Annotated in this window: 18 protein-coding genes and 1 pseudogene; 17 read left to right on the top strand and 2 right to left on the bottom strand. The window is 43.9% G+C overall.

Annotation, left to right across the window (positions count from 1 at the left end; all coding sequences use genetic code 11):
• The 14 genes and pseudogenes from Q384_RS09035 to phnX all read left to right on the top strand — a co-directional run.
• On the top strand, positions 1–1,770 hold a 1,770-nt coding region (locus Q384_RS09035; RefSeq protein WP_037587303.1), incomplete at its 5' end, for a hemagglutinin repeat-containing protein.
• 2 nt (positions 1,771–1,772) lie between these two features.
• Positions 1,773–2,153 (top strand): hypothetical protein, encoded by a 381-nt coding sequence (locus tag Q384_RS09040; RefSeq protein WP_051940806.1) that lies wholly within the window; start codon positions 1,773–1,775, stop codon positions 2,151–2,153.
• 306 nt (positions 2,154–2,459) lie between these two features.
• A complete protein-coding gene (locus tag Q384_RS09045; protein ID WP_051940809.1) occupies positions 2,460–3,017 on the top strand; it encodes a hypothetical protein in 558 nt (185 codons plus the stop codon).
• A 23-nt stretch (positions 3,018–3,040) separates the two neighbouring features.
• On the top strand, positions 3,041–3,325 hold the full coding sequence (locus Q384_RS09050) for a hypothetical protein (protein ID WP_037587304.1): 285 nt from the start codon (positions 3,041–3,043) through the stop codon (positions 3,323–3,325).
• A gap of 71 nt (positions 3,326–3,396) precedes the next feature.
• A complete protein-coding gene (locus Q384_RS13360; RefSeq protein WP_156956522.1) occupies positions 3,397–3,684 on the top strand; it encodes a hypothetical protein in 288 nt (95 codons plus the stop codon).
• A gap of 71 nt (positions 3,685–3,755) precedes the next feature.
• A complete protein-coding gene (locus Q384_RS09055; protein ID WP_037587305.1) occupies positions 3,756–4,028 on the top strand; it encodes a hypothetical protein in 273 nt (90 codons plus the stop codon).
• A 4-nt stretch (positions 4,029–4,032) separates the two neighbouring features.
• Positions 4,033–4,272 (top strand): hypothetical protein, encoded by a 240-nt coding sequence (locus Q384_RS09060; protein WP_037587306.1) that lies wholly within the window; start codon positions 4,033–4,035, stop codon positions 4,270–4,272.
• 23 nt (positions 4,273–4,295) lie between these two features.
• Positions 4,296–4,610, top strand: coding sequence for a hypothetical protein (locus Q384_RS09065; RefSeq protein WP_037587307.1), 315 nt, complete (start codon positions 4,296–4,298; stop codon positions 4,608–4,610).
• A gap of 283 nt (positions 4,611–4,893) precedes the next feature.
• A pseudogene (locus Q384_RS13365) lies at positions 4,894–5,265 on the top strand (beta strand repeat-containing protein); the annotation flags it as partial.
• A gap of 216 nt (positions 5,266–5,481) precedes the next feature.
• Positions 5,482–6,237, top strand: a complete 756-nt coding sequence (locus Q384_RS09075; RefSeq protein ID WP_037587317.1) for an ABC transporter ATP-binding protein — start codon at positions 5,482–5,484, stop codon at positions 6,235–6,237.
• Positions 6,227–7,870, top strand: coding sequence for an ABC transporter permease subunit (locus Q384_RS09080; RefSeq protein ID WP_037587309.1), 1,644 nt, complete (start codon positions 6,227–6,229; stop codon positions 7,868–7,870). Before Q384_RS09075 ends, Q384_RS09080 begins: the two co-directional genes overlap by 11 nt.
• 177 nt (positions 7,871–8,047) lie before the next feature.
• The gene (locus tag Q384_RS09085) at positions 8,048–9,064 is read left to right on the top strand and encodes an extracellular solute-binding protein (RefSeq protein ID WP_084224454.1); all 1,017 of its coding nucleotides are present in this window, start codon (positions 8,048–8,050) and stop codon (positions 9,062–9,064) included.
• Positions 9,065–9,270: 206 nt separating this feature from the next.
• The gene (gene phnW / locus Q384_RS09090; protein WP_037587310.1) at positions 9,271–10,368 is read left to right on the top strand and encodes a 2-aminoethylphosphonate--pyruvate transaminase; all 1,098 of its coding nucleotides are present in this window, start codon (positions 9,271–9,273) and stop codon (positions 10,366–10,368) included.
• Positions 10,369–10,497: 129 nt separating this feature from the next.
• The gene (phnX, locus tag Q384_RS09095) at positions 10,498–11,286 is read left to right on the top strand and encodes a phosphonoacetaldehyde hydrolase (protein ID WP_037587311.1); all 789 of its coding nucleotides are present in this window, start codon (positions 10,498–10,500) and stop codon (positions 11,284–11,286) included.
• Between the two features lie 245 nt (positions 11,287–11,531).
• Here phnX and Q384_RS09100 read toward each other — a convergent pair whose 3' ends face one another.
• Positions 11,532–11,915 carry a CZB domain-containing protein gene (locus Q384_RS09100; RefSeq protein ID WP_037587313.1) on the bottom strand — a complete coding sequence of 128 codons (384 nt, stop codon included), beginning with the start codon at positions 11,913–11,915 and terminating at the stop codon, positions 11,532–11,534.
• 529 nt (positions 11,916–12,444) lie between these two features.
• Between Q384_RS09100 and Q384_RS09105 the strand changes: the two genes are divergently transcribed.
• The 3 genes from Q384_RS09105 (at position 12,445) to Q384_RS14365 (ending at position 15,231) form a co-directional block, all read left to right on the top strand.
• Positions 12,445–12,945: a hypothetical protein gene (locus Q384_RS09105; protein WP_037587314.1), complete on the top strand. Its 501-nt coding sequence runs from the start codon at positions 12,445–12,447 to the stop codon at positions 12,943–12,945.
• A 352-nt stretch (positions 12,946–13,297) separates the two neighbouring features.
• On the top strand, positions 13,298–14,893 hold the full coding sequence (locus Q384_RS09110) for an isocitrate lyase (RefSeq protein WP_037587315.1): 1,596 nt from the start codon (positions 13,298–13,300) through the stop codon (positions 14,891–14,893).
• 212 nt (positions 14,894–15,105) lie between these two features.
• Positions 15,106–15,231 carry a hypothetical protein gene (locus Q384_RS14365; protein ID WP_281174536.1) on the top strand — a complete coding sequence of 42 codons (126 nt, stop codon included), beginning with the start codon at positions 15,106–15,108 and terminating at the stop codon, positions 15,229–15,231.
• A gap of 3 nt (positions 15,232–15,234) precedes the next feature.
• Here the strand turns inward: Q384_RS14365 and Q384_RS09115 are convergent.
• The coding region (locus tag Q384_RS09115) for a transposase (RefSeq protein WP_169740855.1) at positions 15,235–15,479 on the bottom strand (245 nt) is incomplete at its 5' end.

A 15,479-nucleotide genomic window follows, 5' to 3' on the forward strand; every position in this document is an offset into this window, starting at 1 on the left:
TACGGACAAAGCGGTCCTGCCTTCGGCATCACCGCCGGCGGCAATATGGGCAAAGGGTATGGCAACGGCGATGAAACCAGCTACCGAAGCAGCCACATCGGTGATTCAGGCAGCCAAACCACCCTGCAAAGCGGCGGTGCAACCAACATCATCGGCGGGCAAATCATCGGCAAAGGCGTACAGCTGGATGCGACTGAACTGAATATCGCCAGCTTGCAAGACACCGCGACGTTTGAAGGCAAACAGCAAAACATGAGCGGACAAGTTACCGTCGGCTATGGCGCATCGGCAAGTGCGAGCTACAGCCAAAGCAAAATCAAAGCCGACTATGCTTCCGTTAATGAGCAAAGCGGCATCTTTGCGGGTGAAGACGGCTATCAAATCAACGTCAAAGGCAACACCGACTTAAAAGGCGCGTTAATTACCTCGGCGCAGAGCGCAGAAGAGAACAATAAAAACCAGCTGAGCACCGGCAGCCTTACCTTCAGCGATATTCAGAATCATGCCGATTACGAAGGTGAAAGTTTCGGTATCAGCGGCAGCGGTGGCTTTAATACCGATATGGGCTTGGGTGAATATGCTGCCAATCAAAGCAGTGCCACCCATGAAGTCTCCGATGCCAACGGCAACACCACCACTGTACGCACCGAAGGCAAAGAATCGGTGGAAACGTCGAGAAGTATTGGCTTTGGCAGCGACAGCGGGCACACCAGTTCTATTACTCAAAGTGGGATTAACACCGCCAATATCGTCATCACCGATGAAGCAAAACAACAGGAGTTAACCGGTAAAACCGCCGAAGAAATCAAGCTAGCGATTAAAACCGACATCAGTACTGAGGATTATGCCCAACACACAGGCTACCTGAAAAATAACTTTGATAGAAACAAAGTATTGGCAGAATTAAATCTGCAAGTAGAGGTTACTCAAAAATTCGGTTCAACCGCACAAAGCATGATAGATGCCTACACTTTACCGAAACAAAAAGAATTGCGTGAAAAAATCAAAGCGACAACAAACGAAGAAGAAAAAACCGCGTTATATGAAGAAATTTATAAACTTCAATACCAAAAACGGTTTTTAGAAACCTTAGTGGGCATGATAACAGCAGACCCAACGGCTGCGGTTACGCAAGGGACTTTGCAGGTTGCTGCAACAAAAATGCGTGAAGAGAGTTTGGCAAACTCAAGACAATCGCCCGGAATTGTTATTGATGATAAAGGAACAGTGGTAAATAATGTTTCTTATGACAGCGGCTCTTTTGACGGAGTGAAACTGGGCGGTGTTCGGGTTGGCTTGGATAAAATTTGTGGTGAGGATAATAGCCGATGTAGAACGGCAGAAAATGACAGCACCATATTATTAAAAGACAACAATGGTAATTATATTTTCAAACCTACTAAAGAATATCCAACCTACCAAGATGTCCTTAAAGATAAAACCATTTCCGGTGGTTTATATGGTCTAACGGGCGGCTTCCAACCAATTGAAGGTGGCTGGTATTTACCTGGTGGCATAACCATTTCTTATAAACCCGGCAGTTTCTCTGATAAACTAATTGAATCATTCTCAGGAACACATGATTATTTAGGCGGTCAAGTACCGGGCTTCTACGGTACAGACGGTAATACTTCTAGAGGCAGAAGTACATTTGAGAATATAGCATCAAATATTACTACAGTAGTAGCACTTCCTGTTTCTGCTCCATTTGCTTTGTCAGATTTAATTTCTTCTGATGTGATGCAACTAATCTTACAATTGGGAAAATAAAAATGAAAAATATTATTTTATTCAGTTCTGTATTTTTATTAGCATCATGTTATTGGTATGATGGTTGCTTTTACACCCCTCAACAGGTTACCTGTTTTAAAGATGATGTCTATAACGGATATAAAGTTATTCAGGGAATTCAAAAAAAGGATACTATCGGACATACAGATACCGTACAAAGAGAAATAGATCTACGAGCATGTGGTGTTAAACAAATGTTTGGTGGGACTTTAGATCTCAATACCGCATATGAGGGATTAACTGATGCTCAAATTACTGAACGTTATTGGAAAATAGTTAATTGCATGGAGTCTAAAGATTATATATTTCATGATTATACCAAGTGTACAAGAAAACTTAAACCGACGGGATTGTGTAATTAATTATACTTTGACGGGAAAACACTCCGTACCATTGATGAAGACAGCCCGTTCGCCGAAATTGGTGATAAGCGTCAAATATTTAACCTCAGCGACATTAAACCCGGAGAAACAACCGGTGTTGTCACCATTTCAAATCCGGGAATATTAAATCCGCTGAATGACGCTCTGAAAAACGCCATTAAACAAAATACTCATGAAACCAATGCAGACGGTGTTTATGCTGTTTATAACCTGCCTACTTCTAATTATGTATCAGAGCTGGTTTATGCTTTTTATGATAAATTAAACGATGTAACAGGCGCACATTTGCCATTAACCAATGCAGAAAAAGCCAATGTGATGATTTATCAATATGCCAAACAGTATGACTACCTTTTGGATTTGAATAATCACAGCCGAGGCGGTCTAACCGCAAGCGTTGCCTTGCAATATGCCAACCAACATGGCTTAACAGACATTCCTATTCGTGATTCACGCTTTTACGGCACAGCAACTTATGTTCCCGCTTACGTTCAGCAATTGGAACAAAATGGCTTTACCTATAATATCAATGGTGAAGAATACAAGAGCAAGGCTTCTTCCGCAGTGCATCAATCCGATTTTGTGGGTCGTCCTTCGTTGCTTTTGGGTGGCAATGAAAGCACCGGCGGCAGTTGCTGGTTCTGTTATTCACACAGCAGTTATTATATGGAAAGACCTGATAAATATTTATTTGATGAGAAAGGAAATTATATTGATGTCAATGGCAATAGAGTAGATAAGCCTGTTGATAATCCTTATTATGAAGATTTTAAAAATATTTGGACAGGCGGTGATAAATCTTCAATAAATCCGTCAATTCCTAAATTGATAGTTCCTAAATAATAGTACAAAAGGAGTTCAATACAATGAAACTATTTACTAAAATACTACTCCTTTGCCTACTGTATTTTAGCTTGGCAAGTTGTATGGATACGGTAACACGGCTTTGGAATGGAGGGCCTTATATATCTAAAGCTGAACATAAGGCTTTTGCTGAATGTATAGATGAAGCCAATCAAAAACTCGATTCATCAGAACCAAAAAATATATATACTAACCCTGATCCTCAATTGCACAGAGAGCATCAAGCCTGGCTGGCATTACATAATCAAGAAGTAGCTAACTGCATGGAAAGAAAAGGATACCGATAATCAAGATTTTGCAAATCTGTCAATTCCTACATTAGTCATTCCTAATGACAACAAATAAGGAACGCAATATAATGAAACTGTTTATTAAAATATTGATCCTCTGTTTATTGTGCTTTAATTTATCAGGTTGCATGAGTTCTTTAATAAGATTTTGGAATAATGATGGATGGAGACCATTTCCGGCTAAAGATAAGGCTTATAGTGAATGTATGGATGAAGCCCGTCAAAAACTCGGTTCATCAGAACCAAAAGATATATATACTAACCCTGATCCTCAATTGCATAGAGAGCATCAAGCTTGGCTGGCATTATATATTCAAGAAGTAGCTAACTGCATGGGAAGAAAAGGATACCGATAATCAAGATTTTGTAAATCTGTCAATTCCTAAATTAATTATTCCTAATAATAACAAATAAGGAACGCAATACAATGAAACAGCTTATTAATGTATGGTTTATTGGCTTATTATTTTTTAATTTAACGGGTTGCATGGATACAGTAACGCGGTTTTGGAATAATGATGGATGGAGACCATTTCCGGCTAAAGCTAAAGCTTATGATGAATGTTCAGCAGAAGCTCTGAAAGCATACCCACTTCCTCCAAAAACTATAGGTGATTTTCGTGATTCTAAAGGATATGACGGTTGGTCAAATGCATTTGGTCAAAAAGAATCTGAGTGCATGAAAAGAAAAGGATACTGATAAAATGAAACAGTTTAATAATATTTTACTTTTTGGTTTACTGTGCTTTAATTTAACAGGATGTATGGGCTTTCTGATTTCTGATGACGATTATTTTGCAGAAGCGCCTGCTAAATACTTAGTTAATGGAAAAGGTCAATATATTGATAAAAATGGCAACAGAGTGGATTCCCCTGTTTTGAATCCATATTTTGAAGAATTTAACAAAAACCCAACAGTCATTAAAGTAATAACACCAAAATAATGGTAAAGAAGGAGTGAAATATAATGAAACAGCTCATTAGCAGATTATCACTTTATTTGTTATGCTTTGTTGCTTGTTGGGGCTGTTCGTCCAGACCAATTGATCAGGCAGTTGTGGCTTATTCTGAATGTTTTAGAGAGGTTGAGAAAGAATATCCACGCCCGGAAGATAAGAATGCTGTCTATCCGGTGATGGCTACTTTTGAATATTGGAATTCTGAAGAATATCAAAAGTGGGCGGATATGTTTGATCAGAAGAGAGCTGAATGTATGGAGAGAAAAGGATACGGACAATACGGACAAAAACCGAAACGATACGGACAGAAACCGAGACCGTAACAAATTAAAGTATATACTACAGATAGTTTATTGGAAAATCAAAAACCAGAATTTAATAGGGAAAATATAAATAATAAGTAGCAATATGAAGATTTATTCTTTGGGTTTATGGTTACTTTTTATATTAACAAGTAACCATTGTGCATATGCCACCACAGGCTGCCTGAAAAATCTACCTAATTTTTCAGGCAGCCTGACCGATGCGTACGTTCATTCTTATCAAAGCCAACACCAAGCACAACAAGCCCGCAACACAACTTTTTTAGCCACCACAAGAACCGTGAACGGCAAAACCGTATTGCCCAACAACAGCCTCTACCACATCAACCCCCAACCCGGCGGCTATCTGGTTGAGACCGACCCGAAATTCACCAACAACAAACGTTGGCTGGGCAGCGACTACATGCTGCAGCAACTGCAGCTAGACCCGCAGCAGGCACAAAAACGCATAGGCGACGCCTTTTATGAACAACGCCTCATCAACGAGCAAATCGTCAACCAAACCGGTTACCGCCGTTTGGCAGGCTATCAAAACGACGAAGAACAGTTTAAAGCCTTAATGGACAACGGTGCCACCGTTGCCAAGCAATTTAACCTCACCCCCGGCATCGCCTTAAGTGCCGCACAAGTGGCGCAATTAACCAGCAACATCGTTTGACTTGTCAGCGAAACCATTACCATCACTGCCGCCGTAGAACTCGGTGAATTAAAGGCGTTGCCGTTCAAACAGCGGCTGGTACAAGCAACAACAACAAAATCAGCATCAATAAAACCGCTGCCAATGGTTGTCATTGCACGGTCATATTTATTTCAAAAAAATGTCATATCATTCTGTTATCTTTTGCCGTGTATCCAAACATGGTTCGTTTTTATGCTTTCCTTGCAACACATCAGCAAACGCTATCATCACCACACGGTTTTAGATGATGTTTCTTTGGACATCGGCGAAGGTGAAACCGTTTCGGTGCTGGGACCTTCCGGCTGCGGTAAAACCACGCTGCTCAATATTATCTTGGGGCTGGTAAAAGCCGATTCCGGGCGTTTATTGCTTCATGGCGAAGACATTACCGATATGCCGATGCAAAAGCGCGGCTTTAATATTGTGTTTCAGGATTACGCCTTGTTTCACAATCTCAATACCCGGCGAAATATCGAATACGGTTTAAAAAATTTTCCCAATCGTGCCACGGCGGCAGAGCTGGACGAATTGGTGGGATTGTTGGATTTAACCGCGCATTTACATAAACGCATTGATCAGTTATCTGGCGGACAAAAGCAGCGCGTGGCACTGGCGCGTACTTTGGTAATGAAACCGCGGGTTTTGTTGTTGGACGAGCCCTTAAGCGCGTTGGACAGCGTGATTAAAGAATCGGTAAAAGAGCGCATTAAATTGATTGCGCAGAAATACAAACTCACCACGCTGATTGTTACCCACGATCCGGAAGAAGCGATGACCATGTCGGACAAAGTATTGCTGCTTAATCACGGACGGGTTGCTCAATACGCGCCGCCGCAAACCATTGTACGCACGCCTGCCGATGATTTTGTGCGTGAATTCATCGTCAAACAGCTGCATACCAAACGCAACAGTATTTTAAATTTGTTTGGGGTACGCGATGCGGCTTAACCCCAAAGCGGGCAAATGGCTGTTTGTAGTGTTGGCGCTGTGGTTTTTGATGTTCCTGTGTTTACCCATGCTACAGCTGCTGACGGAATCGTGGCAGGAAAACGGGCAGTTTTCAGGCAGCCACTACAGACAAATCATCGGCGACGAAAAATTTCGGCAAGCGTGGTTCAACAGCCTGAATATTGCCGCGCTGAGTGCATTGAGTGCCACTGTGCTGGCATTTTTGCCTGCCTACGCCATTCATCGCACCGCTTTGCCCAAACCATTCAAACAAGGTTTGCGTTTTGGCATGTTGTTTCCGATGCTGCTGCCCACCATTACCTATGGGTTTGCCATTATTTACACTTTCGGCAAGCAAGGGTTGCTTACTCAAATTCTGCACACACAAATATTCAGCGATTTATACGGATTTAAAGGCTTGTGGTTGGGCTACACCTTATACACCTTGCCGACGGCGTTTTTGCTGCTCAGCAATACTTTCCATTATCTGGATAAAAAATGTGTGTTGGTATCGCTGCTGATGGGTGATTCCGCATGGCGGCGATTTGGCACAACCGTATTGCAGCCGCTCGTCGGCACACTTGCCGCCGCGTTTATTCAGTGTTTTTTTCTGTCGTTCACCGATTTTGGTATTCCTGCATCTATCGGCGGCAAGTATGAAGTGGTTGCCATACGACTTTATACGGAAATGCTGGGGTCGTCGCCTTCTTTCGGGCGCGGTGCCGTGGCGGCGTTGTCAATGCTGCTGCCTGCTGTGGTCAGTGTTGCGATGTTGTCTTGGTTGTCGCGGTTTAATGCTGCCATGCCGCACACGCAAACCACGGTTTTGCCGCGCTGTGTGTGGGCGGATTATGCGTGGGGTGCGGTATCGGCGATGCTGGTGCTGGCAATATTAAGCCCGTTTGCGGTGATTTTGATTGTGCCTTGGGTGCAAAGCTGGCCTTATGTATTGTCGTTTTCCACGTTCACGGTTTGGGACGTTTTGACCACGCCGAATTTAACGGCGGTATATCGCAACACGCTGTGGGCGGCTTTGTTTACTGCGCTTGCCGGTACGGTGTTGTCTTTCAGTGCCGCACTGCTGCGCGAACGCATGGCATTGCCGCGTGCCGGAAAAATCGGCATTGAAGCGGCGGCTCTGGCATCAAACACCATTCCGGGTATGGTTTTGGGTATTGCTTATCTGATGTTGTTTTCAGGCAGCCTGATTGCCAATACGTTGATGATTATTGTGGTGTGTAATATCGCGCACTATTTTGCCACGCCTTATTTAATGAGCAAAAACGCGCTGGAAAAAATGAATCAAGGCTGGGAAGCCACAGCGGCATTAATGGGCGATTCATGGCTGAAAACGCTGCGCCGTGTGATTTTACCCAATGCCTTGCCAACGCTTTTGGAAATGTTTGCCTATTATTTTGTCAATGCCATGGTAACGGTTAGCGCGGTGATTTTCTTGGCTGGCGCACACAGCATGGTGCTGACCGGCAAGATTAAGGAATTACAGCATTTCGGTAAGTTTGATGAAATTTTTGTGCTCTCTGCCATGATTATGCTCACTAATTTGTTGGTTTTGGCATTGTTGGGCGGGTGGCGTTATTGGCGGCAGCGGCGGCAGATACCGACATCTATTTAGGCTGCCTGAAAAAATAGTTCAAGTTGCCGCAACAATAAGACATTACTGTTTTTCAGGCAGCCTGTTTGGTTGCACCGCAGAAATAAAAAGCCGTTATCGCACAGACAGTTAATTTTTTAAAAGAAGTTGTACCCAATCGGCAGTCTTTGTTTTTTAATTCATCATAAGGAAATTCTCATGTCTTCTTTTCGCTTTTCATCTTTATTGTCATTGATTTGTATCGCCGGCTTGGCAGCCTGCGGCGGCGATGAACCCAATGCGGCACAAACAAGCAGCGCGGGTGCGGATACGGGTAAACTGCTGGTGATTTACACCAATGCCGACGAGGAAGCGGTGAAAGCCATGGAAAACGCGCTGAACAAAAATGGTTTTGACAAACAATATATTGTGCAAACATTCGGCACATCTGAATTGGGCGGCAAGCTGTTGGCAGAGGGCAAAAACATTGAAGCCGATTTGGTTACCATGAGTTCTTATTATTTGGACTCGGCTCAAGCCAAAAACCAGATGTTTCAAGAATTGGCTTTCCCGATTGAAACCATCAACCCGCATTCGGGTTTTGCCGCACCGATTACCAGCCAAGAAGGTGCGATTATCGTGAACACCAAAATGCTTGCCGATGAAAAGCTACCGATGCCGCAGAGCATTAAAGATTTGGCGAAACCCGTTTACCGCGGCAAATTGTCCATTATCGACCCCAACGGTTCTTCCACGGCTTGGCTGCTGGTTCAAGATGTGGTCAGTGCTTATGGCGATGGCGATGAAGGCAAAGCAGTTATCAATACCATTATCGAAAACGCCGGTAATCATGTGGAACAATCCGGTTCTGCGCCGTTGAAAAAAGTTCGTGCAGGTGAGGTGGCAGTGGGCTTTGGCTTGCGTCATCAAGCCGTTGCTGACAAAGCGAAAGGTTTGCCGATTGATTTTGTTGATCCGATTGAAGGTAATTTTGCCTTAACCGAATCATTGGCTGTGGTGGATAAAGGCGGTAAAACCAATCCGAACGCCATGAAAATGGCAGAAGCAATTATTCGGGACGGCCGTACGGAATTATTGAATGTTTATCCAAACCCGATTTATGCGGGCGAAAGTACAGACAATGCCAATCGCTCGGCGTATCCAGAAACATTCAGTCAACCTTTAACGACCGAATTACTGGAACAGCACAAAGCCTTTTTTCACAATAAATACTAAGCATTAAAGCCGGATATTCAGGCTGCCTGAAAATAGGTGAATCGGGCAGTCTTTGGTATTTGCCGACACCGCACCGCAATCAGCAATCATAGCGTGCTGCTCGATGTTATTTTGACAACAGGCAAATAAGATTCACACGCTTAAAAATGCAGTAAACCAATACCGATAACCTCAAGCAAACCTTTCAAGCAAACACGGAATTCATTATGCCCGATTACAAACTGCTTACCCCGGGTCCTTTGACCACCAGTGCCACCGTCAAGCAAGCCATGCTCACCGATCATTGTACTTGGGACGATGACTACAAACACATCACCCAAGACATTCGCGCCGCTTTGCTTCGGCTGGGTGAAGTTGCCGAACCAAACTATACCGCTGTTCTGATGCAAGGCTCGGGCAGTTTTGCCGTTGAAGCCGTTATCAGCAGCACACTCACCCCGCAGCATCAAGCATTGGTTTTGATTAATGGCGCGTATGGTGAACGCATTGCCGCTATGCTGGCCCGCGCCGATGTGCCGCATATTCGCTATGACGAAACGTACAACCGCACGTTTTGCAAGACCGCTATTCATACCCACCTAAATGAGCACCCCAATATCAGCCACATTATTATGGTGCATTGCGAAACCACTACCGGCATACTCAACGACATTGCCGCTGTCGGTGAAATCGCCGCAGAATACGGAAAAATTTTTATTGTTGATGCCATGAGCAGTTTTGGCGGCATCGCCATTCCGATTGCCGATTGGCACATTGATTTTTTAATCAGCAGTGCCAATAAATGTATTCAGGGCGTTCCCGGTTTTGCATTTGTATTGGCAAAAACCGCCCGTTTACAGGAAACCCAAGGCCGTGCCCGCACCTTGTCTTTGGATTTGTTCGACCAATGGCAAGCCATGCAAAAAGACGGCAAATGGCGGTTTACCTCACCCACGCACACCGTATTGGCATTTGCTCAAGCATTATGCGAATTGGAACAAGAAGGCGGTGTCAATGGGCGTTATTTGCGTTATCTGCAAAATAATTGCCTGCTGCGTGAAAAACTCGCCGCATTGGGTGTTCATGCCTATATTGATCATTTGCGGCAATCACCGTTTATCACTACTTTTCTATTTCCCGATAATCCTGCGTTTTGTTTTGCCGATATGTATCAATATGTTAAACAGCGCGGCTATGCGCTTTACCCGGGCAAACTCACCGATGCAGATACTTTCCGCATCGGCAATATTGGTGAAATCTTTGAATCGGACATCGAAAAAGTATGCCAAGCCATTGGTGATTATTTAGCGAGTATTCAGCAATAAACACAAGGTATAAATTGAAATCATGAATACCGAAAAAAATAGATTGCCGCATTATTTTTATGCCGCACGGCAATTGTTTTGTTATCAGGCTACCTGAAATAAACAGAACATAATGAAAAAAGGAAAAAAATGAATCAACAAACAGAAGCCGTGATTTTTGACTGGGCAGGCACAACCATTGATTATGGTTGCATGGCACCGGTGCAAGCGTTTATCGACACATTTGCCGACTTCGGCATCACCGCCACTGCCGAAGAAACCCGCCTACCAATGGGCTATGCCAAGCGCGATCATATTGCCGCCATGCTCACCATGCCGCGCCTTGCCGCACAATTTCAGCAGCGGCATCACCGCAGTTACACCAATCAAGACATTGATAAGCTGTATCAGCATTTTGAAGAAAAACTGATGCGTACTCTGCGGCAATACACTTCACCCAAACCGCATGTGCTTGAAACCGTGCAGCGGCTGCGTGAATGCGGCATCAAAATCGGTTCGACTACGGGGTACAACCGCGCCATGATGAACGTGGTTGCTTCGGAAGCGGCGGCGCAAGGATACGCGCCCGATTGCTGGTTTTGTGCCGATGATGTTAATGGTTTCGGCCGCCCCTATCCTTATATGTTGTTTGCTGCCATGCATCGCTTGGGCGTATCTGCTGTATCTGCGGTGGTGAAAATCGGCGATACCGCTTCTGATATTCAAGAAGGAAAAGCCGCAGGGGTTTATACCGTTGGCGTTGTGGAAGGCAGTTCGGAAATGGGTTTGTCAGAATCGGAATACAACGCGTTGAACGCAGCACAACAGCAAGCGCAGCAACGACGCACAGCCAATGCCTTTCGAGAATACGGCGCAGATGCCGTGATTTTGCACATGGGTGAATTGCCGAAAATTTTGGCAAACCGAACGTCAATCTGAATTGGTGCATTAGGCGGTAAACGGAATTAAAGTAAGCGATTGCCAAGGCTTGCTTGGCGGTTTGGCTGCTGCCATTGTTTCCGCCTGAAAGAGTGCCATGCGCACTAACGGCTGATCAGCAAGCAAAAGCGTGAGAAATGATAAGCACCATGCAAATACACCACCATAAAAAACAGCACCTTATTTGAGGTGCTGTTCGGTTTTAAGCGGAAGTTTGTTTGGTTAGGCAAATGAAAAACAGAATTTTATTTTTCGCTGTTCGTTAACGCTTGTAATTTGTATCGGACATCGTCAGACAATTTGGGCAAATCTTCCTTAATCAAGGCAATCGCACTTAAAAATAATTTTTCTTTTTGATAACGAATGACGGTGCTGACACATTGTTGAAATTCAGCATTGGCTGCCGCCAAATCGGCGTATTCTTTCGTGTGTTTAACCGCTTTGCCTTTACCATACAGCCATTTTCCTATTGCGGAAGTTTTGCTGTCTGCAATTTTATCTTCGTCCAGTTCAACCAATTCAGTACCGCGCAAAGAACGTAAATTCTCAATCCATTTGTTTTGTTCAGACAATGCTATTTTGATATTCAAACCTTTGAACGTGGTGTTATTATTTAATGTTGACTTCATGATTATCTTTATGTTTTTAAAATACAATTGTGCAAATCACACTGTGTAATACACAGCCGTTATTTTTAAATTGAATCGGCTGTTATTGTTCTGTCAAGCAGAATTACCTGAAAGAGGCACACATTTTAGCAAAGGGAATTATTTGATTTTGTTGTTGAATTGTTTTTTAATGAAATTATATTGTTTGATTTATATCAAATTATATTTTTTCATTTTATTTTGTTTTTGTAAATAAAATTTAGCTAAAATAAACAACGGCAGTAAACAAATAATAACAATCTGCACCTTAATCATTTTTTTCTTGCTGCCCGCTTTTCAGGGCAAGATGTCGCGTGGCGTGTGGTTTGTGAGCAGTGAAGAGCGGTTCACAAACGCCGAATTATGTCGGAGCGTACAGGCAGGAGATTATATTTGCATAATGTGCGGTTTAGGACTGCTTCCTTTGCCGTGTTATTTTTCAAGGTAAAGTTGTTGGCATTCTTTCTGCTTTTAAGATTCAATCATTGTGTTACTTATCAAGGAGGGCGGCATGTTTCATTTTTCTCGGTATTTAACGGCTTTGCTTCTCAGCCTTTTTTTGAGTGCCTGCGGCGTGGGCTTGGGCATTGGCGGACCGGCGGGCGTGTCCATCGGTATCGGAGGCGGCGGCAGCCATGTTGGATTTGGCACGTCTGTTCAATTTCCCATTGGCGGAACAAACAACAGCGGCATCAATGTCATTGAAGAAGAAGTGGTTGCGTTTTTTGACAGCAACGGGCGCGCCCAAAAACAAGCCACAAAAGACGGCTATTATCGGCAGCTGCTGGCAAGGCGCGGCGGCGGCTTGTATTTGGTACAGGATTTTTATGAAGACAGCGCGAAAAAACGCACGGATTCCATGTTGTTGACACAATCACAATTGCAGGAATTTTATGCTGTGCCGAACGACGGCAATTACACGGTTTACTATCCCAGCGGACGAGTGCGCACCCAAACGCAATATCAAAACGGCAAAGCCATTCACAGCAAAACGTGGCAAGACCGAGATTAGCGTGTGTTGGCAATTTTTTGTATTTGTTTCGTTTATTAACACAGGCTGCCTGAAACGAATATTTTCAGGCAGCCTGTGCCGTTAAACAACGGGAAATTAAAAAACAATCTGTTTATTTTTTCAGTTTTGTCCGAAATCGATAAAAGCAGGTGGTGATTTTCTGTTTTTCGGTGTGGTTTAACAGGATACGAAAATTTTGTTTTCATAAATGCAATTACATGAAAATAATAAATAATTTTAAAAAAATCTTTTGCAAAACGTCGTAAAAGCAGTTACATTTCTGCACTGCATCAAATTATGATGTACTTTTTTAAGAAAAACGACAGCAACACTGGAATAAAGGATTATCAACATGTCAAAATATTTAGACGAAATTCAAAAAGCCGCCGCAGAAATCAAAGAAGCCGGTAAAGGTTGGCATGACATCAATGCCGAAGCTGTGGCGCGGATGCGTGTGCAAAACCGTTTTCAAAACGGTTTGGACATTGCCAAATACACCGCCGCAGTAATGCGCAAAGACATGGCAGCATACGATGCCAATCCGGCTGAATACACGCAATCTTTGGGTTGCTGGCACGGCTTTATTGGCCAGCAAAAGCTGATTGCCATTAAAAAACACCTGAAAACCACCAGCAAGCGTTATTTGTATTTATCCGGCTGGATGGTAGCAGGTCTGCGCTCCAAATTCGGTCCGCTGCCCGACCAATCCATGCACGAAAAAACCGTGGTGTCTGATTTGATTGAAGAGTTATACACTTTCTTGCGCCAAGCCGATGCCCGTGAATTGGATTTATTGTTTACCGCGTTGGATAAAGCCCGCGAAGCCGGCGACAAAGCGAAAGAGCAAGAAATCATTAGCCAAATCGACAATTTTGAAACCCATGTTGTGCCGATTATTGCCGATATTGATGCCGGATTTGGCAATGCCGAAGCCACCTATTTATTGTCGAAAAAATTCATTGAAGCCGGCGCATGCTGTATTCAAATTGAAAACCAAGTATCCGACGAAAAACAATGCGGACACCAAGACGGCAAAGTAACCGTGCCTCATGCTGATTTCTTGGCAAAAATCAATGCCGTTCGCTACGCATTTTTGGAATTGGGCGTAACCGACGGCGTGATTGTGGCGCGCACCGATTCTTTGGGCGCGGGTTTAACCAAACAAATCGCCGTAACCAAAGAGCCGGGCGATTTGGGTGATTTATACAACAGCTTCTTGGATTGCGAAGAAATCAGCGAAGCGCAATTGGGCAACGGCGATGTGGTGATTAAACGCGAAGGCAAATTATTGCGCCCGAAACGTTTGCCGAGCAACTTGTTTGAATTCCGCAAAGGCACAGGTGAAGACCGCTGCGTATTGGATTGCATTACCTCCTTGCAAAACGGCGCAGACATGATTTGGATCGAAACCGAAAAACCGCACATCGGACAAATCAAAGGCATGGTTGATCGTATCCGCGAAGTGGTACCGAATGCCAAGCTGGTGTACAACAACAGCCCATCATTCAACTGGACTTTAAACTTCCGTCAGCAAGTGTTTGATGCGTGGAAAGAAGCGGGCAAAGACGTATCCGCGTATGCACGCGATAAATTAATGAGCGTTGATTACGACAGCACCGATTTGGCAAAAGAAGCGGACGAAAGAATTCGTACTTTCCAAAAAGACGCAGCACGCGATGCGGGTATTTTCCACCACCTCATCACCTTGCCGACCTACCACACCGCCGCTTTGTCCACCGACAATCTGGCAAAAGGCTATTTTGCCGAACAAGGCATGTTGGCGTATGTGAAAAACGTACAGCGTGAAGAATTGCGTCAAGGCATTGCCACAGTGAAACACCAAAATATGGCAGGTTCAGACATTGGCGATCACCACAAAGAATACTTTGCAGGAGAAGCAGCATTGAAAGCATCGGGTAAAGACAACACCATGAATCAATTTCATTGATTAGCAATTTTGGTATTGTTGATTAAAACAACGGGTGAACGCTGTGTTCACCCGTATTCTTTTCAGGCTACCTGAAAAGAATACGGATGCTTTTACATCGGAAATGGCAGTGTAAATACAGACCGTTTATTTAAGCGCAATGGCTGTGTCAATATCGGCAAAGCGGTTAACAGTGTGTAAGAATTCCCAGCGTTGTTTACAGTAGTACTGTCATGAACATTCATAAAAGAACCCGTTTACTGCCGTATCAGCGTCAAGAAATTTGGCGGCTTTATACAGAAGAAAATGTCCGCGTTTCTGATTTGGCGAGGGCGTTCAAAATTCTGTGTCAGTGTTAAATCCTACAGTTTGATTATATCATCGAGTCTTCCTTCGAAATAAATGGAAAGTTGGCTGACCGTCTGCCCCCAATTCTGTATGGGCATCGTCCATTTTTCTGATGCCTTATTGATGCCGACATACAAAAGCTTTAGCAGACTGTCCTCATTGGGAAACGCACCTTTGGTTTTGGTCAGCTTGCGGAATTGACGGTGTACCTCTTCCACCGCATTGGTGGTGTAAATCGGTTTGCGTATCGCTTCAGGAT

This window comes from Stenoxybacter acetivorans DSM 19021, from assembly GCF_000745895.1.
Lineage (GTDB): Bacteria > Pseudomonadota > Gammaproteobacteria > Burkholderiales > Neisseriaceae > Stenoxybacter > Stenoxybacter acetivorans.